The 23,485-nt window shown below is 61.2% G+C and carries 19 protein-coding genes; 3 read left to right on the forward strand and 16 right to left on the reverse strand.

The window, feature by feature from the left end; genetic code table 11:
- Positions 1-14: 14 nt before the first annotated feature.
- The 8 genes from HCZ23_RS10795 to HCZ23_RS10830 form a co-directional block, all read right to left on the reverse strand.
- Positions 15-1,241, reverse strand: coding sequence for an NAD(P)/FAD-dependent oxidoreductase (locus HCZ23_RS10795; RefSeq protein WP_167601723.1), 1,227 nt, complete (start codon positions 1,239-1,241; stop codon positions 15-17).
- Positions 1,242-1,292: 51 nt separating this feature from the next.
- The gene (cynS, locus tag HCZ23_RS10800; protein ID WP_167601724.1) at positions 1,293-1,745 is read right to left on the reverse strand and encodes a cyanase; all 453 of its coding nucleotides are present in this window, start codon (positions 1,743-1,745) and stop codon (positions 1,293-1,295) included.
- 38 nt (positions 1,746-1,783) lie between these two features.
- A complete protein-coding gene (locus HCZ23_RS10805; protein WP_167601725.1) occupies positions 1,784-2,641 on the reverse strand; it encodes a sulfurtransferase in 858 nt (285 codons plus the stop codon).
- A gap of 83 nt (positions 2,642-2,724) precedes the next feature.
- Entirely contained in the window at positions 2,725-3,834 is a 1,110-nt protein-coding gene (locus HCZ23_RS10810) for an acyl-CoA dehydrogenase family protein (protein WP_167601726.1), read from the reverse strand.
- Between the two features lie 78 nt (positions 3,835-3,912).
- On the reverse strand, positions 3,913-4,470 hold the full coding sequence (locus HCZ23_RS10815) for an OsmC family protein (RefSeq protein ID WP_167601727.1): 558 nt from the start codon (positions 4,468-4,470) through the stop codon (positions 3,913-3,915).
- 45 nt (positions 4,471-4,515) lie between these two features.
- Positions 4,516-5,349: an ABC transporter permease gene (locus HCZ23_RS10820; RefSeq protein WP_175580897.1), complete on the reverse strand. Its 834-nt coding sequence runs from the start codon at positions 5,347-5,349 to the stop codon at positions 4,516-4,518.
- The gene (locus HCZ23_RS10825) at positions 5,346-6,626 is read right to left on the reverse strand and encodes an ABC transporter substrate-binding protein (protein ID WP_167601728.1); all 1,281 of its coding nucleotides are present in this window, start codon (positions 6,624-6,626) and stop codon (positions 5,346-5,348) included. The genes HCZ23_RS10820 and HCZ23_RS10825 overlap by 4 nt, the downstream gene beginning before the upstream one ends.
- Before the next feature lie 38 nt (positions 6,627-6,664).
- Entirely contained in the window at positions 6,665-7,537 is an 873-nt protein-coding gene (locus HCZ23_RS10830) for an ABC transporter ATP-binding protein (RefSeq protein ID WP_368487336.1), read from the reverse strand.
- Positions 7,538-7,939: 402 nt separating this feature from the next.
- Between HCZ23_RS10830 and HCZ23_RS10835 the strand changes: the two genes are divergently transcribed.
- Positions 7,940-8,569: a TetR/AcrR family transcriptional regulator gene (locus HCZ23_RS10835; RefSeq protein WP_167601729.1), complete on the forward strand. Its 630-nt coding sequence runs from the start codon at positions 7,940-7,942 to the stop codon at positions 8,567-8,569.
- Here HCZ23_RS10835 and HCZ23_RS10840 read toward each other — a convergent pair.
- From HCZ23_RS10840 to HCZ23_RS10860, 5 genes are all read right to left on the reverse strand, one after another.
- The gene (locus HCZ23_RS10840; protein ID WP_167601730.1) at positions 8,566-9,777 is read right to left on the reverse strand and encodes an efflux RND transporter periplasmic adaptor subunit; all 1,212 of its coding nucleotides are present in this window, start codon (positions 9,775-9,777) and stop codon (positions 8,566-8,568) included. The genes HCZ23_RS10835 and HCZ23_RS10840 overlap by 4 nt on opposite strands.
- Positions 9,778-9,780: 3 nt before the next feature.
- Entirely contained in the window at positions 9,781-12,147 is a 2,367-nt protein-coding gene (locus tag HCZ23_RS10845) for an ABC transporter permease (protein WP_167601731.1), read from the reverse strand.
- Between the two features lie 2 nt (positions 12,148-12,149).
- The gene (locus tag HCZ23_RS10850; protein ID WP_175580898.1) at positions 12,150-12,857 is read right to left on the reverse strand and encodes an ABC transporter ATP-binding protein; all 708 of its coding nucleotides are present in this window, start codon (positions 12,855-12,857) and stop codon (positions 12,150-12,152) included.
- Between the two features lie 93 nt (positions 12,858-12,950).
- On the reverse strand, positions 12,951-16,244 hold the full coding sequence (locus HCZ23_RS10855; RefSeq protein WP_167601732.1) for a translocation/assembly module TamB domain-containing protein: 3,294 nt from the start codon (positions 16,242-16,244) through the stop codon (positions 12,951-12,953).
- A complete protein-coding gene (locus HCZ23_RS10860; protein ID WP_167601733.1) occupies positions 16,244-18,001 on the reverse strand; it encodes an autotransporter assembly complex family protein in 1,758 nt (585 codons plus the stop codon). The genes HCZ23_RS10855 and HCZ23_RS10860 overlap by 1 nt, the downstream gene beginning before the upstream one ends.
- Before the next feature lie 213 nt (positions 18,002-18,214).
- On the opposite strand from HCZ23_RS10860, the gene HCZ23_RS10865 reads away from it, so the two are divergent.
- Positions 18,215-18,721 (forward strand): alkylphosphonate utilization protein, encoded by a 507-nt coding sequence (locus HCZ23_RS10865; RefSeq protein WP_167601734.1) that lies wholly within the window; start codon positions 18,215-18,217, stop codon positions 18,719-18,721.
- A gap of 60 nt (positions 18,722-18,781) precedes the next feature.
- Here the strand turns inward: HCZ23_RS10865 and HCZ23_RS10870 are convergent, their stop codons facing one another.
- Positions 18,782-18,988, reverse strand: coding sequence for a cold-shock protein (locus tag HCZ23_RS10870; RefSeq protein ID WP_066708083.1), 207 nt, complete (start codon positions 18,986-18,988; stop codon positions 18,782-18,784).
- Positions 18,989-20,043: 1,055 nt separating this feature from the next.
- Entirely contained in the window at positions 20,044-21,699 is a 1,656-nt protein-coding gene (gene ettA / locus HCZ23_RS10875) for an energy-dependent translational throttle protein EttA (protein WP_167601735.1), read from the reverse strand.
- A gap of 69 nt (positions 21,700-21,768) precedes the next feature.
- On the opposite strand from ettA, the gene HCZ23_RS10880 reads away from it, so the two are divergent.
- Positions 21,769-22,545, forward strand: coding sequence for an HNH endonuclease (locus HCZ23_RS10880; RefSeq protein ID WP_167601736.1), 777 nt, complete (start codon positions 21,769-21,771; stop codon positions 22,543-22,545).
- Here HCZ23_RS10880 and HCZ23_RS10885 read toward each other — a convergent pair.
- Positions 22,512-23,387 (reverse strand): helix-turn-helix domain-containing GNAT family N-acetyltransferase, encoded by an 876-nt coding sequence (locus HCZ23_RS10885; protein WP_167601737.1) that lies wholly within the window; start codon positions 23,385-23,387, stop codon positions 22,512-22,514. The genes HCZ23_RS10880 and HCZ23_RS10885 overlap by 34 nt on opposite strands.
- Positions 23,388-23,485 lie beyond the last annotated feature (98 nt).

The following is a 23,485-nucleotide window of genomic DNA, read 5'->3' on the forward strand; positions in this document are numbered from 1 at the left end:
GAGGCGGGCCTTTTTCAGGCGGCCTCCGAGACGAGAGGCAGGGTTTTCAACGGCTGCGCGGGATCGGCGACGGCCTTGGGACAGGGCGATTGCCCGGCCTCGATCAGGCGCTTGCCGATCATATAGGCGCGCGGGTCGTTCATCGCATCGACAGCCAAAAGCCGCCCGCCACGATAATACCAATGGCTCTGTGTCCCGGGCCTGTCGCCGGGGCGGATGACGACCTGATCGTAGCCCGTGTTCAGCCCGGCGATTTGAAGTTTGACGTCATATTGATCCGACCAGAACCACGGTTTCGCCACATAGGGCTGGCCTTGGCCCAGCATGGTCGCAGCGGTGGCTTCGGCCTGTTCAATCGCGTTGGGCACGCTTTCCAAACGGATGCGCTGCCCTTGCCAAGGGAATGAGGCGCAATCGCCCGCCGCGAAAATCTTGGGGTGGGAGGTCTGGCCGAACACATCGACCTTGATGCCATTGTCGATCTCAAGCCCGGCCATCTCGGCCAGCGCCGTGCCGGGGCGCACGCCGATGCCGCAGATCACGAAATCGACCTCAAGTGCGGTGCCATCCGTCAACGCGGCGGAAAATCCGGTCTCGGTTTTCGTCAGGCTCTCAAGGCCACAGCCCTCGCGAATGTCCACGCCATGCGACCGGTGCAGCGCCTTGATCCAATCGGCGCTCTCTTTGGCTGCGACCCGCGCCAGAATGCGCGGCGCCATTTCGACCAAAGTGACCTGAAGCCCCTTGAGCGCCGCGACCGCCGCGGCCTCCAACCCGATATAGCCGCCGCCGACGATCAACACGCGGCGTCCCGGCGTGAACTCATGCGCCATGGCGTCGGCGTCGGCGAGCGAGCGCATGGTGTAAATCCCGGCCTCGCCCCCGCCCATCTCAGGCGGCAGGCAGATCGGATCGGAACCAGTGGTGAGCGCGATCTGATCGACCGGCATTTCGGTGCCGTCCGCCAGCGTGATCATCATCGTCTCGGGATCAATGGCGCTCACCCGCGCGCCGGTCAAAAGCTCTATCCCCTGCTCGCCGTAAAAGCTTTCGGGGCGCAGGAACAGCCGGTCCAGCTCCATCTCGCCGGACATATATTTCTTTGACAAAGGCGGGCGTTGATAGGGCGGCACGGGCTCTGCACCGATGAGGCTCAACCGCCCCTCATAGCCCAAAGCGCGCAGTTTGGCGGCAAGTGCGGCGCCTGCCTGGCCCGCGCCGATCACGGCGATATGCGTCATGGTCTTTCCTCGGATAGAGTGAGGGCGCGGATTGCCCCGCGCCCGCCAAAATCAGTACATTTTGTAGGGCAGGAATTTGCCGTCGAGCACGATCTTCACGCGGTCGCCTTTCGGGTCCTCGGTGCGCGAAATATCCATGGTGAAATCGATGGCGGACATGATGCCGTCGCCGAATTCCTCTTCGATCAGCGCTTTCATCGTGGTGCCGTAGACGTTCACCACCTCGTAGAGACGGTAGATCAGCGGATCGGTCGGCACAGAGGTCGGCAGCGAGCCACGGTAAGGCACGGTCATCAAGAGCGCGATTTCTTCGTCCGAGAAATTGATCCCCATGGCGTTGTCGACCTTGGCGATCTGATCTTTGGTGAGCGAGATCTGCCCCATCAGCGCGGCGGTGGTCCATTCTTTGGACTGGCCGACGGCGGCGGCCACATCGGCCCATTTGATGTCGTTGAACACCTTATGGGCGATGATTTTCTCGGTGAGTTCTGCACGGGTGGTCATCTGTTTTTCTCCGTCATGTCAGATGTTTAATTGAGATATCAGGCGCCGAACGGCAGGCCGTCTTCGATCGGCAGGGACATGTCGCGCGACCATTCGTTCCAGGACCCGAAATAGATCGCGATGTCCTTGATCCCGGCCTCCTTGAGGGCCAGAAAGGTGTTCGAGGCCCGCGCGCCTTTGAAGCAATAGAGTTTCACCGGCGTGTCGGGCGTGATGCCGACGGTGGCGCATTCGGCGAGGACTTCTTCGCGGGATTTCATCATTTTGCCGTGGGCGGAGGGTTTCATCATGCGATACCATTCGATCCAGACAGCACCCGGGATACGGCCTTTGCGCGGGCAGAAGTCGACGCCGTAGGGCGAGGATGAGGTGCCGATCCATTCGTCGATGTCGCGCACGTCGAGGATCACCGCCTGCGGGTCGTCAATCGCGGCTTTCATGTCGTCCGCATCCATCATGATCGCGCCTGCGGCCTCGTCGATCGCAAAGCCCGCAGGCGTCGGCGCGACCATGGCGGTCGAGACGGGCAGGGCGTCGGCAGTCCAGGCGGCAAAGCCCCCGTGCAGCACTTTGACCTTCGGATAGCCCAGGAAGGACAGGAGGTAGAAGCCACGGCACGACTGACCAAAGCCCCCGTCCATGGCCGCCTCATAGATCACGGCGGTTTTTTCGCCATCGAGACCGGCGGCACCGAATTCGGCGGCGAATTTCTCCTTGAGTGCGGCCATCCCTGAGGCGTCCGAGGTGGCGAGGAAGGTGAAGATGTCATGCATGTTCACCGCGCCGGGGATGTGCCCGGCGGCAAAGCTTTCGGGATCGCGCGTGTCGATGATGACGGCGAGATCGGCGTCGGAAAGTGTCTTGAGTTCAGTCGGTGTGATGAGCGCAGAGTCCATGCGTCGGCTCCCTTTTGGTTCCGTTTGAAGTCTTGTCTTTCAGAAGTGCGGGGAGGGGCGGGCCCTCCCCCATGGTCGGGCTGTCAGCGTTCCATTTGCGCGATCAGCATTTTGAGATGCTTGGTCGCGGGCGTGACGATGCCGACGAAATAGGCCTCGCGCAGGCGGCGCTGGGCGGCGCCGTGACTGACATAGCCGCGCGCGCCCGTGTGAAGCTGCGCCCAATGCGCGGCCTCCATCGCCAACTCGCCGCCCCTGAGGCGCGCTTTCAGCACACGCAGGTAGAAGGCGTCGGACAGATCATAGGGTGTCTTGCAAAGCTCCAGAACCTCGGCCAGCAGCGCGTCATAGTCCGCGCGCAGATCGGAGGCCTGTTTGTCGAGATATTGGTTCACATGGCCCAAAGGCGCCTCGACCTGTTCGATCAGCTCGATGCAATTCTTGATGATCCCCGCCGCCATACCGCATTGCAGGATGGTGAAACCGGGGCGGATGCGTTTGACGAAATCCATCGCCGGATCGCCCAGGATATATTCGTCGGGCACAAACACATCGCGACATTGCACATTGCAAGTGGCGGTGCCGCCCATGGCGACAAAGTCGTGGTCGAGCTTGAGCTTGATCCCCTCCCAACCGGCATGGAAAATCGCCATGACGCGTTTCGGGGAGTCCTCGCCTTCGACATCCACATGGAACATCGTGCCGAAATAGCCGTCTTCGACGAGGTTGGAGACCCATGGCAAAAGACCTTTGACGGTATACCCGCCCTCGACCCTGGTGCCTTTGAGGCGCATCTTTTCGATCTCGCCCATGGCCTTCATCGGGTTGGACATGCCGGTGCCGCCAAGCGCCTCGCCCTTGATCACTTTCGGCAGAATCTCGGTTTTCAGGAACTCGTTGTCGGAGGAGGCGATGTACCAAGCCAGCGTGTCCTGACACCAGACACAGAAGCCCGTGGACAGGCATTCCTCGGACGTGCGCGCCATGGCGAGCACGGCGGAGCTCAGGTCGACATGGCCGTCCGGCCCGCCGACATGGGTGCCATAAGCGCCGGCCTTGCCATATGCGCGCATGACGTCTTCGGCGTAGATCCGGTCTTCGTCAATCTTTTGGACGATGCTTGCGAGATCTTCGCGGGAAATACGGTCGATCTCGTCGAAATCGTAAGCCGTGAGGGAGGTGGCGACGTTCATCTCATCTCTCCAGAGGTTGGGGGCAAAAAGGCGGCGGGCCAGCCTATGCGCGTCTCTCGGACGGCCCGCCGATTTGTGTCAGACGCTTTCCGCGATCATGTTCACAGGGCGCGAGAAGGTGTTGAACACCGGCGACCACTGGGTCACGTGGGTGATCAGCGCGTCGATCTCCTCTTGCGGGCAATCGGCCTCCATCTCGACCTTGATGCGCACATCAGTAAAGCCGACGGGCTTCTCGGACACGTCACCCGTACCCCAGACGGCGGTGATGTTCAGATCGCCTTCAAGCTCGAGTTCGAGCTTCTGGATCTTGATGCCGCGGGCGATGGCGTTGGCGTGGAGACCCACGGCGACGCAGGAGCCGAGAGCGGCCAGAGAGGCCTCCGACGGGTTCGGCGCGGTGTCGTCGCCCAAAAGCCCCGGCGGCTCGTCCACGATGTAGGGTTCGAGATCGCGGATGTAGTTGGCGTGGCGGAAACGACCTTCCGCGACAGTCTTACATTTCAGCGTCTTCACGGCTTTCGGGTTGGCCTTGCCGGAGGCGATCAGTGCCTCCAGACCCTCTTTCGAGATCGGGTCCAGCCCGTCAACATCCGGCGCGAGACAGCCGGTGAGAGCGGTTACGGGTTCAGACATAAGAATTCCTTTCGTCTGGTGGGTTAAAGGTTGCGGGTGCGGGGGTTAGTGCCCCTCTGAACGCACCCAGTTGAATTTTTTGATCAGCTGGCCTGCGAGGGCATCGAGGGCGAAACCGATGATGCCGATCACCACCACAGTGGCGGCCAGCCGATCGTATTCGAGCGTGTCCCGCGCATCGTTGATCGCGTAGCCAAGCCCGGAGGTGACGCCGAGATATTCAGCGGGCACCAGCACCACCCAGGCCACCCCAAGCGCGAGGCGAATGCCCGAGAGAACATCGACGGCAATGGCCGGAAGAATGACCGAGAACAGCATATGGAGCGGGTTTGCCCCCAGATTGCGCGCCACCTTGAGCCATGCGGGATCAATCCGACGCACACCTCCTGCGGTGGAGAAGAGGATCGGCCAAACGGCGGCCATACCGATCAGGAAAATGATCGCCCCGTCCCAGGTGGCAAAGGCCATGACCGCGATGGGCATCCAAGACAGCGGCGAGATCATCCGCAGGAATTGGAACGGCACATTGGCGACCTCATTGAGGCGCTTCATCCGCCCGATCATGATGCCCACCGGCACGCCGATCACAGTGGCGTAGAACAATCCCAGCCCCACCCGCCTCAGCGAGGGCCCCGACATCGCCACGACCTCACCATCCATCAGCATCGCCCAAAGACGCGTGAGCGTCGGCGCAGGCGCGAAATCGGCGAAGGCGAAAAGATCGTCACTGGTCTCAACGATCCGGCCGCCGATCCACCACAGCATCAGCAAAAGGCCAACGCCGAGCAGACCGTTCGCAAGGCCGCGCAAACGGCCCAGCTTTGGCAGGGAAAACCCTGTCCTCGCCATCGGCCCGGAGAGCTGCGTCACGTCGCTCATAGCTCGAAGATCTCCTCACGGGTGTAAGGATCGCCGCCGGTCGCGACCGACGGATCGGCCTTCCACTCCGGGTAGGTTTCAAGCGCGGTTTTGACGTAATCGTAGTTCACCAGATCGTCGGCCACGAATTGCGGATCGAGCCCCTCGAGAAAGGTCGTCTCGCCCGAGACGACCGTCTCGTTCATCGCCTCGACGATCAGCTTGGTCGCCGAGGGATAGGGCCAGGGCTGAAAGTCGATCCGACCGTTGTGGAATTCTGCCTGATGCTTGATCGCACCGGAGGCGATGTAATCGGGGTTGTTCTCATAGAGCGTCATGGCGCGTTTCACGACTGGCGCCGGAGCGGGGAGGTATCCCGCGCCGTCTTTCGATAGCAATTCCGCCACTTCCTCTTTGTTTTGAGAAGCATAGATCGAGGCACGCACCACGGCGTTCATCACGCCCTGGGTCCATTCCGGTTTCGCGACCGTGGCCTCTTCATGCATGCAGACCACGCAGCACGGATGGTTTTTCCAGATGTCGCCGGTAAAGCGCAGCATCCGCGCGCCCGCTTTCAATTCGCCAAGCGCGTTGAACGGTTCGGCGACGATATAGGCGTCGATCTTCTTGGCCGCGAGCGCAGGGGGCATCTCGGGCGGCGGCAGGACCTGAAGGTTGCATTCGTCCGCTGCAATCGCCTCGCCCTGCGGCTTGATCACGGCTTTGATGCCATTGGCCCTGAGCGCGTATTGCAGCACGATGTTGTGCATCGAATACCAGAACGGCACGGCGACCTGTTTGCCACCCAGACCCGCGAAATCTGCGATGTCCGTGTGACGACCGACCACCAGAGCGGAGCCGTTGGTGTGCGCCCAGGACATGATTTTCACAGGGAAATTGTTATTGTAGCGCATCCAGACCGGGATCGGTTTCAGGAAGTGCACGAGGTTGAACTTGCCCGAGGCAAAGCCCTCGATCAGCGGCGACCAGCCCCGGATCAGGGTCGGTTGCTCGGCCTTGATGCCCTCCTCCTCGAAATAGCCTTTGGCATGTGCCAGCAAAAGCGGCGTGGCGTCGGTGATCGGCAAATATCCGATCCGCAACACATCGTCGTCCTGCGCATGCGCCATGCGCGGCAACATCGCGGGCATGCCGCCCAAAAGAGCCGCCAAACCGCCCTTGGCGAGCAGATCGAGGGCCGAGCGACGGCCCGGGTCGAACTCCGTATCTCCGCCGCAGCACGGGGCGTGAAGGTCGTGATGGCCGTGGCCGCAAGTGGTCTTGTGGTCGTCAGTCATGTGAAATCCCTGTTGGTGTTCGGTTGGTTGTGTTCGGCTTACTCTGGGAGGCGGGTGAAATCGTTGTCGACGGCTGGGTCGCTCCTCTCGGCGACATCGGCGTAGAGGCCCATCAGACGGGTGTGTTCGCGGCCGAACGCCTCCGTGCCGCCACTGCGCTCCGCATCGGAGAGCGCGATCTTTGTGTCCTCGGCGATCCGGCCCGGATTGGCGCGCAGCACCAGAACCCGATCCGCCATGCGCACCGCCTCGCCGACATCATGGGTCACGATCACCAGCGTCAGGCCCAGATCCTTGGCGATCTTGCGCACGTCTTGCTGAAGCGAACGGCGGGTGAAGGCGTCCAGCGCAGAGAAGGGTTCGTCGAGCAGAAGCATCTCCGGGCGCGGCGCCAGAGAGCGGGCCAGTGCAACACGCTGTTGCTGGCCGCCGGACAATTCCTGTGCGTTGCGATCCGCGAAGGCGGCCAGATCAACCAGCTCCAAGACCTCCGGCACACGTTTGGCGATCTCATAGCTGCGGCGGGTGAATTTGAGGCCAAGGCCAGCGTTTTGCGCCACGGTCATCCAGGGATAAAGCGAGGGCGCCTGAAACATCATCACCCATTTCGGCGAGGGATGCTCGACCACATTGCCGTTGATCACCACCTCGCCCTCGGACGGGTGGGTGAGCCCGGCGAGCATGTGCAAGAGCGTGGATTTGCCACAACCTGAGCGCCCCAAAAGTGCGATCACCTCGCCCGGATGGATGTCGAAAGTCATGTTGTCGAGCACGAGGCCATCGGCCTTGCGGTAGCTGTGGCTCAGGCCTTTGACCGCCACATGTGCACCATTCGGAGCCGGTGTGAGACCCGGTGCCGCCTGCTTTGCGTCAGTGGTGTGGGGCGGGGTCTGATCTTTGATTTTTGTCACGGCCATCTCTTCTCGCTCCGGGTTAAATTCATGAACTGAACAAACCGTTCTGTCTTATCCAGCCAAAAAGAAATCGCCTCCGTCAACGCCCATGCATGCAAAAAGATGAATCTTATTTTCTTGTTTATTTATTCGGCAAAAATAGAGGTAGACTGCCTGTATCTGGGCGAAATCGAGCGAATTTTCCTCGATTTTGAGCTCTGATCTCACGAAGATGCACGAATGTCGCAGGCAAGAATCTCATCCAAAAGACAAGACAGATCGTTCTTGTTTTTTTGCGGTATATATGTGAGGGAGGTTTGAAGAGGCGGTTGGCTGGGCGATTCTGCTCAGGCGTGACGCCATAGTGACGCCATAGACGCCACAGTATCGTATTGAGTTTCGTCCGCAGGAGATGATCAGATGGAAGACGCGCCACAGGAGTTCTGCTCGCTGCAAACCTCAGACTGGAGTTTTGCCGCTAAAGAGCCGCAAAATGCCCGCGAAAAGATCATGACGGCGGCCTCGCATCTGTTCTGCAATCACGGCTTTTCCGCCACCGGGATCGACAAGATCCTGACGCGCGCGGGCACGGCCAAGGCGACGCTTTATCATCACTTCGCCTCGAAAGAGGAGTTGATCGCCGCCGTCCTGGAGGCTGAGGGCGAAACCTGGCGCAACTGGTTCTTTGGGCGACTGGCGGAGGTCAAAGGCCCGGCGCCAGAACGTATTTTGGCGGTGTTCGACCTGCTCGAAGAGTGGTTCTCCGATCCGGGATTTTATGGCTGTCCCTTCATCAACGCGGTCGCCGAGTTCGACACCGGCAATGAGGCGGTGCGGCAGGCGGCGGATGTGCACAAACAGCACCTCCTGACCTGGCTCAAGGCGCAGGCGATGGAGATGAAGGCCAAGGATGTGACGGAAACCGCGCGCGCGATTGCGGTCCTGTTCGACGGCGCCATTGTGGCCGCGCAACATGGGCGCGACCCGAGTTTTGCCCGCACGGCGCGGGTGATTGCCGAGGGCTATCTGTCTCAGATCGAGGTCCGCTAAAGCGCAGCGCGGTCTACAATCGATGTGCCGTCTTCCACGGTGTCGGCGGGATGGGGGATGACCATTTCGCCTTCTTCAAGACCAGACAGAACCTCGGCGCGGGTGTCGGATTGATGGCCGATCTCGATGGGGCGCAGCCGCGCTGTTCCTCCGTCGGCGACGAAGGTGGCCCAGCCTGTCCCATGTCGGAACATGGCGGAGATCGGGATGGTCAGGGCAGCGTCATCTTCCCAGCGCACAACCTTCAGGAAGACGGAATAGTGGTGGCCCAGACCGGGGCGCTTCTCGGGTGGGGTGATCAGCGAAAAGACGGCGGAAACCCGTTGCTCTTCGATGCCCAGCGAAGAGACATGCGTGTCGGCGCGCGGCGCGAGACGGATCAGCCGGGCCTCGAGCGCAGGCGTGCCGCCCCAGCGTTCGACCATGGCACGGGCGCCGATCTCAAGACCCACGGCGTCAGAGGACAGCAAATCCGCCTCGATCTCCAGATCGGCGACATCGCCGATGGACAAGAGCGGCGAGCCGACCGTGACCGCGTGCTCAGAGACCTGCGTGATCGCCAAAACCTTGCCTGCCGCCGGCGCAGTGATCTCGACACAGCAGGTTTCGCCAGTCCGCAGCGACGCCCCCGGTTCGATCAACGCGGCCTCTGCGCGGGCCAGTGAGGATTCGGCCATCTGGACGTTCGAGGCGGAGGCATCGCGGGCGGCAACGCGCAGCGACAAAAGTTGTTGCGCATCTTCGAGGGCTGTGAGTGAGGAGACGCCCCGCGCGACGAGTGCCTTGGTGCGCTCATATTGGTTTTGGGCATAGGACAGCTCTTCGTCGGACTGCCGCAACTGCGCGCCTGCGAGATCGGCGGCGGCACGGGCCTCGCGCACGGCGGCCTCCAACTGCACGCGGGTCCGGGCGTCGATGAGCGAAGGCGCGATGGGTTCGACCTTGGCCACCACGGTCACACCCGCCTCGACCGCATCGCCCTCTTCGACAGGCGACCGCAGAGCCGTGCCCGCAATCGGCGCAGAGACCTCATAGAGGTTGCGGATCTTGGTTTTGCCATCGGCATTGATCGTCACCTGCATCGGCCCCCGGGTCACAGGCGCCAGATCGACGGCCACGGGATGCGGGCGAAAGGCGATGAACAGGAGCGCCACGACGAGTGCGCCAACGATCAGGGTCAAAAGCGATTTACGGGACTTGGAGGTCATGGGTCACTCCCGGGTTTTCATAACGGAAACAAGGTCAAGCCGGTCAATCCGCTGTCGCACCAGTAGCACGGAGGCCAGCGCCGTGCCCAGTACAACAACGGAGGCCGTGGCATAGGCGGCGGGCGGAAGGACCATCGGAATGGTGTAGAGATCGGAGGCGAAACTGGCGGCCATCAGGTGGCCAAGCCCGTAGCCGATGAGCCAGCCCAAAGGCTGCGCCAGCGCGGCGATCAGCATGATCTCTCCGATCAGGATGTAGGAGACCTCCCAATTCGAGAATCCGAGAATGCGCAGGGAGGCCAATTCGCGGGCGCGCTCGGAAAGCTGAATGCGGGCGCTGTTATAGGTTAGGCCGACGGTGATCAGGATGGCGACCACGCTGAACAACCCGTTCATGATCGAGATGTTCTCTTCGACCGTGGCGTCGAATGAAGCTTTCATATCGGTGACGCGCACGGCGCCGGAGATCAGCGGCGTGTCCTTGATGGCGCGGTTGAACGCGTCGTCTTCGGTGGGATCAAGCGTGACATTGGCGACCGAAATTTGCGGCACGCTGCGGGTCAGGTGGGACATGGCCTCGCGGGTCATGAAAGCGCCGAGGCCAAAGAATTGCTCAGTGACGCCCGCCACCGTCAAGCTGTAGGTCTCGCGCCGCCCGCTCATGAATTCCACTTCGACGGAATCGCCGGGAGCAAGGCGCAGGACTTCGGCCACGCGGGTGGTGATCAAAAGGCCGGGGCCGTCCACCTCGACCACGCGGCCCGCCTCGTCGATGGAGCGCGCCAGAGTGGCGCCCGCGCCGCGTGTGGTGATCGACAGCTGTTTCTCCAACGGCCCGTTGCGCAGGGTCACGGGCGTGAACAATTCGCCCTCGACCTCCATCACGCCGGGCAGGGTGCGGATGTCTTCGAGCGCGGATAGGCTGCGTTCTTTTGTGAAGAGCAAGACGATGTCTTCGCGATTCGATTGGTTAAAGGCGATGTCGGCGATGCTGCTCATCGAATAGGAGAAAAAGCCCACCGAAATCATGATCGCCACCGCCAAAGACAGGCCAATGGCGGAAAAGGCCGCCCGCAGTGGCCAGCGAAACAGCGAGCGCCAGATCATCATCGAGGGTTGGCTGAGACGCAGCGCTGCCAATGCCCGGTCGAAGAGACTGCGTTTGAACCGGGGCGGCGCGGGCGGCGACATGGCGACAGCGGGCGGCAGAGCGGCGGCCCCCATGGCGGAGCGCAGCGCGCCAACGGCGGCGGTCAAAAGCGCGAGGAATCCCGAGATCGCATAGGCATCATAGGAGACGTTGAAAATCAGATAGGGGAATTTGAAATATTGCGCATATTCGCCCGCCATCCAGCGCGCCGACAGGCCGCCGGTGACCCAGCCGATCACAACGCCCAACACGGCGGTCAGCCCGGCCAAAAGCACGTAATGCGCGGCGATGTGGAGATCGGTGTAGCCAAGCGCCTTGAGCAATCCGATCTCGGCGCGCTCAAGCGCGATGATCCGCCCGATCACCATATTGACGAGAAAGGCGGAGATGCCAAAAAACACCGGCGGCAGGATGGTCGCCATGTTCTTGAGCTGTTTGATTTCGGTGGCGATGAAAGCGTTGGAGGCCTGTTCATCGCGGCCATGCGCGCCGGTGCCCCCATAAGGCTCCAACAGCGTATCCAGAGCCTCGATCACCTGATCTTCCTGGGCACCTCGCGAAAGGCTGAGCGTCACGGAATTGAAGGCGCCGGACATGTCGAAAGCGGAGGCCAGCATCGCCTGCGGCATCCAGAGAATGCCAAAGCTCTCGTCATCGGGCATCAGCGTGCCGGGGCCGATGGCATAGACGAATTCGGGCGACAGCGCCGTGCCGGTGATGGTCAGGCGGCGTTTCTGGCCGGACATCAACGCCTCGAAAGTATCGCCGATCTCAAAGCCATTGGCCTCGGCGAAGGGTTCATTGACCATGACCTCGTCGCTGGCTTGCGGATCGGGCAGGCGGCCCGCGCGCAGGAGCGGCACATTGAGCGTCGGCAGCGCGCCCGTGTCGGGCAAAGACAGCGCAAGGCCTGTCGCCGATTTCACCCGCCCCGGCAGATCGAGCATGAGATATTCCTGCACCCGTGCCTCGGCGGTCTGCACGCCGGGAAGGGCGGAGATTTCGGTCAAAAGCGGACGCGGTGCCTTTTCGGTCATCGCCCAGACATCGGCAAATTCATTGCGCTCGTAAAAGGCCGCCAAAGTGTCGTCCAGCGCCCGGTACATGCCAAAGGCCGTCAAAAGAATCATCACCCCGCAAGCGAGCACCAAAGCGATGGCCAGCGACTGACCCCAAAGCCGTCTGAAATCGCGCAGGAGTTTTTTGTCGAGCGCATGCATGATCACCACACGATCTCGGAGGGCGCGATGCGGGTGTCATTGGTGGCGACTGAGGCGATATTGCCGTCCTGAAACCGCACCACGCGATGTGCCATGGCCTGAATGGCGGCGTTATGCGTGATGACGATGGCGGTGGTGCCGAGGTCCTCATTGATCTCGCGGATTGCCTCCAGGACCTGCACCCCCGTGCTGCTGTCCAAGGCGCCGGTGGGTTCGTCGCACAACAACACTTCGGGCCGTTTGGCGATGGCCCGCGCGATGGCGACGCGCTGTTGTTGGCCGCCGGAAAGCTCGGCCGGGAAATGGTCGATCCGGTCGCTCATCCCGACGCGTTCCAGTGCCTCCTCGGCCCGCATCGGATTGGGGGCGATGTCGGTGACCATCTGGACGTTTTCGCGGGCGGTGAGCGAGGGCACGAGGTTGTAGAACTGAAACACGAAGCCGACGTGATCGCGGCGAAACCGTGTGAGCGCCCGGTCGGATTGCACCGTCAGATCGAGATCGCGGAACATCACCTTGCCCGAGGTGGCGTGATCCAGACCGCCTAAGATGTTCAAAAGCGTGGACTTGCCCGACCCCGACGGCCCCAAGAGGACCGTCAACTCGGAAGCGTAAAGATCGAGATCGACGCCAGAGAGCGCATGCACCTCCGCACCGCCGGTGCGGTAGGTCTTTACCAGCTTCTCGGTATGAAACACGGTCTCGGGCATGAGGATCCTCCTGGGGCCAGTTTACACCCGCCCAGAGTTATGACCATGAAACGGATCAAATTGCACGTTCCGTCGCTGTCCCCTATCTGTGCCTCAATAATCGCGCTCGAAAAACACGCCGAGGCCGGTGTCGCCTTCGGAACTGACCGATCCTTTGACCGTCACGTTGCGCGTGGCGTCATAATTGAGGTTGATCACAGATTTTCCGGCATTGTCTATGGTTACGTCCGTGTAGAGCGAATCCGAGATGTATTTGCCCAGCTTGAGCGCGCTGCTGCCCTCTTCGGAGGTCTGAAGGTCGAGATCGTCCAACCCGAAACTGTCCCGGATCGAGCCGACGAGACCGCTGCCGCCGCCTGTCAAAGTGGCCACCGCATCCGCCATCTGCGCGGCTTGCAATGCGGACATTTGGCTCAGGTCCTTGCCGAACAAAAGCTGGGCGAGGATTTCGTCATCCGGCAGCGCGGGCGAGGAACTGAGTGTCAGCTCGGGCGAGCTGAGCGGGCCTTCGGTGATCAGCCTGACCGTCATCGTGTCGGTCTCGGTCTCGGCCACCAGCCGCAGGATCGGGTCCAACTCGCCCTGAAGCGTGATCGCGCCTTCCTCCATCGTGATGCGTTTGCCCAAAAGCGACAAGCGCCCACGGATCAAGGAAAACTGCCCGACAGGGATCACATCGGCGGTGGTGCCACGAATGCGCAGACGCCCGCCCAATTCGGCGTCCAAGCCACGCCCGCGCACGAAAATCCGATTGGGCGCGGAGAGCGTGACATCAAGCCCATAGGCAACGGAAGACCCGCTGCCTTGCTCGCTTTGGATCAACCCTGCGCGATCCCGGGTCTGGGTCACGGCGGAGGGCGCACCGCGATGGGTGATGTCGGGAATGTCGCCACCACTGCCCAAAGCGGCGGGGGAGACGGTGATGTCGGTTTCACCCAACGTCAGATCGCCGGTGATTGTAGCACTGCCGGTCAGGGGGCCGGACACAGTCAGGGCGCCATTGATCGAGGTGCTGTAAAGCTGCGGATCGGTGAGGCCGAGGGCGTTGAGGCTGATCGACAGGTTGGCGGGGACGCTTCCGCTCACGGTCAAAGAGCCAGAGGTCGAGATCGACCCGCCGGTGTCGGCGGCGGCCTCCACGTCAATCTGCGCCTGTTCGCCATTGAGCGTGACCACGCCGCGATTGATGGTGAGCGCCAGCCCGGCTGAAGAGACCACAACGCGCGCGCCGGGGGTGATTTGGGCCTGCCCCCTGACGGACGACAGCGCCAGCGGGCCGTTCACCCCAAGATCGAACCGTGCCGTGCCTTGGGTCAGCGCGGCGGTGGTGAAGCGGTTGGACAGGCCCAGAGGTGCCGTGCCCGAGAGATCTAGATCGGCGCGGGCAAAGTCTTGCGTCAGCGTGCCGGAAAGCGTGGCGGTCGAGCCGCCGGGGCCGGTCATTTCGGCACGCGTCGTCCACGGGCTATCCGCGCCGAGGTAGGACATTTCGGCATCGAGCGTTGCAGGGCCGTCGAGAGCTACGCCAAGACGCGCGACGTTGTCCAGCCGTCCGCTCACGCTCAGCGTCCCGCTGTCGGAGGTGAGCGCGCCTTTTGCCTCCGCCGTGACGGCCTGCGTCGTCATCGTGCCCTCGCGCAGCGTCATCCCGGTTTGGTCGCGCAGCGCAGACAGGTGAATGTCGCTGGTGCCGCCGATCAGCGTGTCGAGTTGGTCAATCCCGGTGCGCAGGCCGGTGCCGGTGGCATCGGCCTCAATGTCGAAGGTGCCGTTGAGCGGCGAGACACTGCCTTGCGCGGTGGCGCTGACGGCGCCGGCCAGATCGAGGCCGGAAAGTGCCGCGAACCGCGCAAGCCGGGGCGTGTCGAGCGACATGCGCCCGGTGAATTCAAAACCCGCGTCCAGCCCGTCAATGCTACCGGACGCAGTGGCGCGAGTGGCGTCGGTGCGCGCCTCAAGGCTTTGAATGGCAAAGGGCTGTCCCTCGCGCCAAAACACTTGCGCGGTGAGTGCGGGGGCGGTGCCGACGGCCTCTTGCAGGGCGGGGTCTTCGGAGGCAAAGCCTTGAACCGTCAGGCCAAACCGCGCTTTGATCGCGCCCAGAATGGTGCCCGCATCGGACCTCTGACGGGAAAGCGTGCCTTGCGCGCCGAGGCGTGCGGCGTCGATGACGAGCCCGTCTTGGCGATAGCCTTCAAGATCAATGTTCGCGTTCCAGCCTTGCCCGCGCGTCACATCGTATTTGGCGAGAATTTCGGCCTTTTGCACCATGGCGCGCGCGCTGCCGAAGGGCAAAAGCACGGGGCGCTCATCGGGGCTTTCGAGTGTGCCGGAGACCGAGAATGCGCTGGGCCAGCCGTCCGTGCCAATGGTCGTAGCCCCGATCAGCGACAGCGTGCGGGTCGAAAGTGCAAAACGTTCGAGATCAAATCCGCCTGCGGGATAGGACAGGCCTTCGGCGGTGAGCGTCGAGGAGGGGCCGAAGAATTGCGCATAGTCTGCGCTGAACAGCGGGGTCAGATCGCCCGAGAGATCGGCGGAAAAACGGCGGGGGGCTGCGGCCTCGGGGGCGTCTGGATCGACCTCGGCCTTGAGCGCGACCTGTCCGGTCAGGCGATCTTCGCCCTGGGTGGCCAAGGCAATGTCGGCGGCGAAATCATCGAGGGGACCCGCACCTTTCGCGGTGAGCGACAAAGGCGGCGATCCCGGCAGGTTTGCGAGTGTCGAGACGATGCCACCCGCGCCCTCGGTCAGCGCAATGTCGAGATCGAGCACTTCGCTGGCGTTGTCATAGGACACGTCCACGGAAAACTGTCCCTCGGCGGCATCGAGTCGTTCGATTTCGAGTGCGGCCTCGCCTGAGCCATCGGCCAGTTTCGCGGACCCGCTCAGCGACAGATCGACCGCCTCGCCGAGTTTGAGGACGGGCGCGCCGAGGTGAACGCGCTCCGCCTCGATGGCGCCGATGTCGATAGAGACGGGCAGTTCGGGAAGGGCGAAAGGCGTGGCCTCCGGGTCGGGAAGATCGACGCCCTCGCTGGAGGTGTCAGGCAGGCGCTCGAAGATGATTTCTTCGGCGGCGATGCGGGTGACCTCGACACGCCCGGCCAAAAGCGCGGATCGGCTCCAGTCCAGTTCGGCATTCTTGAGCGTGAACCAGACGCCGGTGTCATCGGCGATGGTCAGCTCGTCCATCGTGGCGGTGGAAGACAGAAGGCCTCGGAAGCCTTCAATACGAATATCGCGCCCGGCGCCGGAGAGATTGTCCTCGAGAAAGCCAACAATCATCGAGCGGTCGCGGGCGGTCTCAGGTGCGTTTTCTGTGGCATCCTGTGCCAGAAGTGTCGCGGGGAACAGCAGCGTGGAGGCGAGAAGAAGGTGTTTCATCAAAAGGCCTGCCCGATGCCGATGTAAATCTGAATCCCGTCGCCAGTGTCGCCGGAGACAGGTGCCGCGAGGTCAAAGCGGATCGGCCCGAAACCCGTGTTGTAGCGCAGGCCAAGACCCGCGCCCGCGTGCCATTCGGCGTCCTCGCCGGGGAGCGCTGTGGTGCCGATCCCGCCCAGATCGTAAAAGCCGACGGCGGAAATATTGCCTTTGACCTTGGCGCGCAATTCGCCGGAGAGGCCGACAAAGCTTGACCCGCCGGTTTCATTGCCGCCGCCCAGATCGACATCGAGCGACTGGTAGGGCTGGCCGCGCACGGTGCCGCCGCCGCCGGAGAAAAACAGCATGTCGGGGGGCACTTCGGTAAATTCTGCACCAGAAATCGACCCGAGTTGCAGCCGCCCCGCAAGGGTGAAACGATCATCGCCACCGAAGGACAGATAGCCCCGCCCGTCGGCAAAGACGCGCACGCCGCTGGCAGAGTCATCCAGTCCGACGAAGGGCATGATTTCCGCTTCGAAATAGGTGCCTTGGGTCGGGTTCAGCGAATTGTCCCGCGTGTCGCGGGAGCCTTCGAAGGGCAGGATCAGGTGAGAGAAGTTGCGATATCCCAGATCATCTTCGACCTCAGAATAGCGATAGCCGATGCCGCCGTAAAATGTTGAATTTGGGGAGGTTTCCACATCGAAGCCCAGCGTGAATTCGCCGCTGTCAGAGAGGAAATCCGGCTCGTCGAGATGTTCCATGGTGGCGCCCAGAACCAGTGTGGTCTTGCGCGTCACCGTGGCCGGGCGACGGTAGGAGGTGGAGACCGTGACATCGACACCTGTGTTGCCGCCGAGGCCGGAAACCTCGCCGTCAAAGCGCAGCCTGTCGGCATTGTCGGTCAGGTTGCGATGCATCCAATAGGCGCTGAGCGTGCCGCCTTCGAGCGAAGAAAGCTCGGCGCCGAACCCGAACCGCCGCGGCTTTTCATCGACCAGCGTGGCGATGATGTCGAGGCTGCCATCGTCATTTAACGTGTCCGCTTCGCGCAGCGTGATGGACCGGAAGGTCCCGGTTTTCTGCAGCCGTTTGGTCACCAGATCCAGCTTTTCGGGGTGGTAGGCCGAGCCTGTCGCCAGATTGGAAATCCGCGCCAGACGGCTTTCGCGCACAGTTGTGGTGCCGGCAAACCGCAACCGGCCCAGGGTGACCGCAGGGCCTGGGTCGATCTCGACATCGACATCGAGGGTCTGGGTGGGATGATCGGCAATGACCGTCTGATCTTTGGGCTGTGCCTTGGCATGAGAGGCCTCGCGCCAGCTCTTGATCGCGGCGTCTGTCGCCTCACCAACCAGATAGGAATGGGCCACTTCACCGCGCCGGAAATCCTCGGGAAGCTCCGTGCCCCTGGCAAGCGGCGCAATGGTGGTGTCGCCAAAGACAAATCGCGGACCGGGGGTCACCTCAATCGTCACCGTGTTGATCTGCGCGGGCAGGGACACCAAGGACATGGAGGCACCTTCACGCCCGTCGACACGGATCGAAATCTGAGGGCCATAATAGCCTTCGCGGTAGAGCGTGCCGATCAGCGCGCGGTAATCCGATTGCACGGCGGCCATGATTTCTTCGGGGGCCGTGACATCCGTATCGGCGGCCTCAATCACGGCAGAGGCGCCCCTGAGCCGCTTCGTGAGATCCTCGCCTGCGGAAGTCTCGAAACGGACGTCAAAGGCCTGAGCCGCCGTGGCGCAGACCATGAACGCGGTGGTCAATCTGAATATTTGAAGCACACTCGGCCTTCCCAACAGACGGCCCCCCCGTCCAATACACAGGACGACTATGCGGTGTTCGTAGACGAGTTTAAAGGGGGTTTTCCTGACGCTTTCGTGTGTGGCGGCAGTTTGCCGCTTGCTCCGAAGCCGACGTCTCCTTAAAGCCTGTTCGCATATCGCAAACAGGTTCATCAAATGAAGGAGACCGAGATCATGCAATGTGAGATTTGTGGCGCTGAGGGCTCTTTGACTGCGGTTGCGGTTCAGCCGCGCAGCGAGACGGTGAGCCTGTGTGAGACCTGTGCGAATGGCCTGAAAGGCGATGCGGTTCCCGAAGGGCATTGGCAGGCGCTCACCACCGCCATGTGGTCCGAAAACGATGCGGTCAAGGTCGTGTCCTGGCGCTTGCTCAATCGGTTCCGCGACGAAGCCTGGGCGGCGGATGCTTTGGACATGCTCTATCTGGAGCCTGAGGTGGAAGAGTGGGCTAAGGCGGCTGGTCCCGAGGTGATCCACCGCGACAGCGTCGGCGCTGTGCTGTCCTCGGGCGATACGGTCGTTCTGATCAAGGATCTTCCGGTCAAGGGCGGTGGGTTTACCGCCAAACGCGGCACGGCTGTGCGCGGGATTTCTCTCGTGCCGGACAATGCGGGTCATATCGAGGGCCGTGTCGAAGGCCAGCGGATCGTGATCCTGACCGAGTTTGTAAAGAAGCGCTAAAATGCAAAAAACGCCCGCAGATCGCGGGCGTTTCTCTTTCGTGGTCTCGTGCGCCTGAGATTAGGCGAGAACGAGGTTCACCGCAGATTCGCGACCGTCACGGCCGGCTTCGATGTCGAAGGTAACCTTCGCGCCATCGGCCAGGCCGGTGAGGCCAGAGCGCTCAACGGCAGAGATGTGCACGAACACGTCTTTGCTGCCGCCTTCCGGCTGAATGAAGCCGAAACCTTTGGTGGAATTGAACCATTTCACGGTGCCATTGGCCATCGTGTTTACTCCTGTTTGTCTTGTCGCTCGCGAGAGTGCAGCGACCCGGCGTCGTCGTAGTCGTTCGATGACTGTGGCCGGTTAGGGAGAACAGAAGGGTCGAAAGAGGTAACTTAGCGAGGGGGACTATGGCAGGTTTCGGGGGGTAAAGATAGGGGAATTTTGTGGGGTTGGTTGAGGTGGAGACCAATCAAAGATGCAAAGCATCTTTGACGCAAGCCTTCGGCGAAGCCGAGGGCGTGGCTGTCAGCATATTGCGGAGCAATGTGCGAGAAGCAGCCAGACCCACCCGGTCACGCCGAAGGCGTGCCGACAGACTATGAACGGCGCACCTTTGGTGCGACGGGGCTGCGCGTTTCACGCGAACTCCCTCGGGTCAGGCGCGGGGATAAAATGAAAGAGGGCGGCCCGAAGGCCGCCCAACAATCATATCAAAAGCGCCATGATTGTCAGTACAAGTGATATGGTTCCAATTATGTCACCATACGATACCCGTCCCTCGATTTTGAATGAAAACCGCATTGGAATTTATCCTAAGCGATGCTCATCCGGATGAGCGATTAAGGTTCGCTCAGTATTTATATTCCGCCCCAATTCCGGCGGTTTGAGCAACTTTTCGGCCGATTGGTCGCTCGTTTCGAAGCGCCACCCGAAGAATTGATCTTTGAATCACTCGTCGATTTCCTTCGGACACCCCTTAGCCTAATCACCTCTCGGTTTTCGACCTAGCCCCGATGAGGGCTGGCTCTTTTTCCGGTTAACTCAACTCGTGTCCGAAAACGGGTGATTTGGTCGACCAACAAGCAATATCTATTGCTCTGCAAGAGTTGATACAAAAGATATTGATTCGCCTTGGTTCCGTCAATACATCAAGGGCACAAAAGGAGAACATTTTGGTTTGGCATGACCAGTGCGCCCTGGGGCGCCTTTGTCAATCATCCAAATCATAAATCTTCCGCCCTTGCTCCACGGGGCGCGAACGCGCATTTTCTTTAAAAATACGCTGCCTCGCGCGCCTCGAAGCCCAAGCGGAACTACAAGAAATCCCCGCGCTTTTAGCGCGAGAACTTCTTGTATTTCAGTCGCTTGGGTTCGAGGGCATCCGGCCCCAACCGCCGCTTCTTGTCTTCCTCATAATCCTCGAAGTTGCCTTCGAACCATTCCACATGGGCGTCGCCTTCAAACGCCAGAATGTGGGTACAGATCCGGTCGAGGAAGAAGCGGTCGTGGGAGATGACCACGGCGCAGCCTGCGAAGTCTGTCAGCGCGTCCTCAAGGGCACGAAGTGTCTCGACGTCCAAGTCGTTGGTCGGTTCGTCGAGCAGCAACACGTTGCCGCCCGATTTCAAAAGCCGCGCCATGTGCACGCGGTTGCGTTCACCGCCCGACAGCACGCCGACTTTCTTCTGCTGATCGCCGCCCTTGAAGTTGAAGGCGGAGCAATAGGCCCGGCCGTTCATCTCTGCGTCGCCCAAAGCGATCACTTGCTGCCCGTCGGAGATCGCCTCGAACACCGTGGCGTTCGGGTCCAAATCATCGCGGGACTGGTCAACGTAGCTGAGCTTGACCGTGTCGCCATATTCGACGGTGCCGGCGTCGGGCTCCAACTGGCCGGTGAGCATGCGGAAGAGCGTGGATTTGCCGGCGCCGTTCGGGCCGATCACGCCGACGATACCACCCGGCGGCAGGGCAAAATCCAGCCCTTCGATCAGTTGTTTGTCGCCCATATGTTTCGACAGGCCATTGACCTCGATGACCTTGGAACCAAGGCGCGGGCCGTTCGGGATGACGATCTGCGCGCGGGTGATCTTGTCGCGCTCGGATTGCGAAGCAAGGTCATTGTAGCGGTCGATCCGGGCCTTTTGCTTGGCCTGACGGGCTTTTTGCCCCTGCCGCATCCACTCAAGTTCGCGCTCAAGGGTCTTTTGACGGGATTTGTCTTCCTTGGCTTCCTGTTCCAGACGCTTGGCTTTCTGTTCGAGCCACGCCGAATAGTTGCCCTCGTAAGGAATGCCCGAGCCACGGTCCAGCTCGAGAATCCAGCCGGTGATGTCATCGAGGAAGTAGCGGTCGTGGGTGACGATCAGGATCGTGCCCTTGTACTCGATGAGGTGCTGTTGCAGCCAGGCGATGGTCTCGGCGTCGAGGTGGTTGGTGGGTTCGTCGAGGAGCAGCATGTCGGGCGCTTCGAGCAGCAGTTTGCAGAGCGCGACACGGCGTTTCTCACCGCCCGAGAGCGTGGTGACATCGGCGTCATCGGGGGGGCAACGCAGCGCCTCCATGGAGACGTCGATCTGGCTGTCGAGATCCCAGAGGTTCTGGGCGTCGATCTCGTCCTGAAGCTTGGCCATCTCGTCGGCAGTCTCGTCGGAGTAGTTCATGGCGAGTTCGTTGTAACGGTCGAGAATGGCCTTTTTGGCGGCCACCCCGAGCATGACGTTGCCGCGCACGTCCAGCGACGGATCAAGCTCCGGCTCCTGCGGCAGATAGCCGACTTTGGCGCCTTCTGCGGCCCAGGCCTCGCCCTGAAAGTCCTTGTCCATGCCCGCCATGATGCGCATGAGGGTCGATTTACCGGTGCCGTTGACACCGACGACACCGATTTTCACGCCCGGGAGGAAGGAGAGGCGGATGTTCTCGAACACCTTCTTGCCGCCGGGGTAGGTCTTGGACACGCCGTCCATGTGGTAGACGTATTGATAGGCTGCCATGTCGGGCTCCTTTTGGGGGGGGGATGGTTTGGTGTTAAATAGCGAAGTGATTCATGAGGAGCAATTGAGATGAGCGATAAACTGGTTTTTGAGGGGATTTCCCGGGGTGTCTTTTCAGAGGTAATGCGGACAAAAGCTTGGGAGGGCGGTTATGACAGTAAGCTTTCGCAAACGACCTATGTAATCGACCCGGATACCAATGAGCTTTGGGATATAAAAATTGTAGCCGAGGTGGCGGGTAAAATAGCTAAATCTCCAATGAGAAAAGGTTTCCAAACTCACGAAGCAGAAGATGTGGCAAAAAATCTGGGTTTTCCATACTTGAAGTTTCGTGATCGCAAATCGCGTGAATTAGGCGTTCGAGGCTTTGATCCCGAGGAACTTTATGATGCGCATGAAGTATTTTATCCAGATGGAACGAGTAGAAGGTTTGAGAACGGAGAACACGCCGACTTTGCGATAAATGCAGTCGGAGATGAAGAAACTCCTAGCTTCAAAGAGCGGCGCGTTGCCCGTCTTCACACCGCATGGGAACGAAGAGGTGTTAATACGCGGAAGGTCAAAGAAATCAGAGGTCTCACATGTGAAGGCTGTGGTCTTAATGCCGAAGTGCATTTCGGGCGTAAGATTGCACTGAGTTGTATCGAGGCTCATCATCTTAAGCCCGTTGCGGAGATGCCTGTCGAAGGTCGTCACGCTGATCCAGATGATTTTGCAGTTCTTTGCGCAACCTGTCATCGCATCATCCATCGGCTTGAAAGCCCCGATGACTTGGAGGGATTGAGGGCTGTTGTGAAAGGCGTGCGAGACCTTCACACCCTCTTCTCAAAAAACAAATCCGGATAGGGATCGTCGTTAAATCGCTCAATCTCCCTCCACCCCAGCCGCTGATACAGTCCCGCCGCTTCCGGCAGCGCTGAGTTGGTGTCGAGCCGGAGCGTGGTGATGCCCATTGCCCGCGCGTGGGTCTCGGCCTCGGACATCAGCCGTTTCGCCAATCCAAGTCCCCGCGCCGACGGAGCGACCCAGAGGCGTTTGATTTCTGCGTAGCCTTTATCGGTGCCTTTCAGACCCACGCAGCCGGATGGCAGCCCATCGGACAAGGCCACGAGGAACACGCCACGCGGCGGGCGCATGTCGTCGCTGTCGAGGCGGGCGGCTTTGGCCGGGTCGAAGCCCATGGCGAAGCGCGCGGCCAGTTCGGCGTAGTAGCTTTCGAGGCAAAGGATGGCGGGGGCGCTGTGCGGATCGCTTTCCACAATCTCGATCCGGTCGCGGCCCAGAGCGGAGGCGATCAGGTCCATGGCGGCGAGGAGTGCTTCGGGATGCGGATGACGGTCCAGAAGCGCCTGCGCGCGGGTGTCGGAGAGGCTCTCGTAAGCGGCGTATTCACGCAGGCCCTCGGGTGTCAGGTGCGCGATGCGGCGGCGTTTGTCGGCGGGGTCTTCGGTGACGGTGGCGAGGCCTTCGTCCTCAAGACTACGCAACAGGCGCGACAGAAGGCCGGTGTCGAGATCGAGGAAGGCGCGGATGTCGGAGACGGCGCGGCCGGAGGGGCCGATGGCATTGAGCACGCGGGCGGCGCCGAGCGGGCGGCCCCGGCCGAGAAAGCTCTGGTCCAACACGCCGGTTTCGGTGGTCACGGCGCGGTTGAAGCGGCGGATGCGGGCGATGGGGGAAAGGGTCATGGTGATGTCTGACTGAGGTCTGTTATTTCTTCTGACTTTAGTCAGGTGAAATTTGAAGTCAAGCAAGAGCGATTGACAGTCTCGCGCCTTCCCGCCAT

The organism is Celeribacter sp. HF31, from assembly GCF_011806455.1.
In the GTDB taxonomy this organism is placed as follows: Bacteria; Pseudomonadota; Alphaproteobacteria; order Rhodobacterales; family Rhodobacteraceae; genus Celeribacter.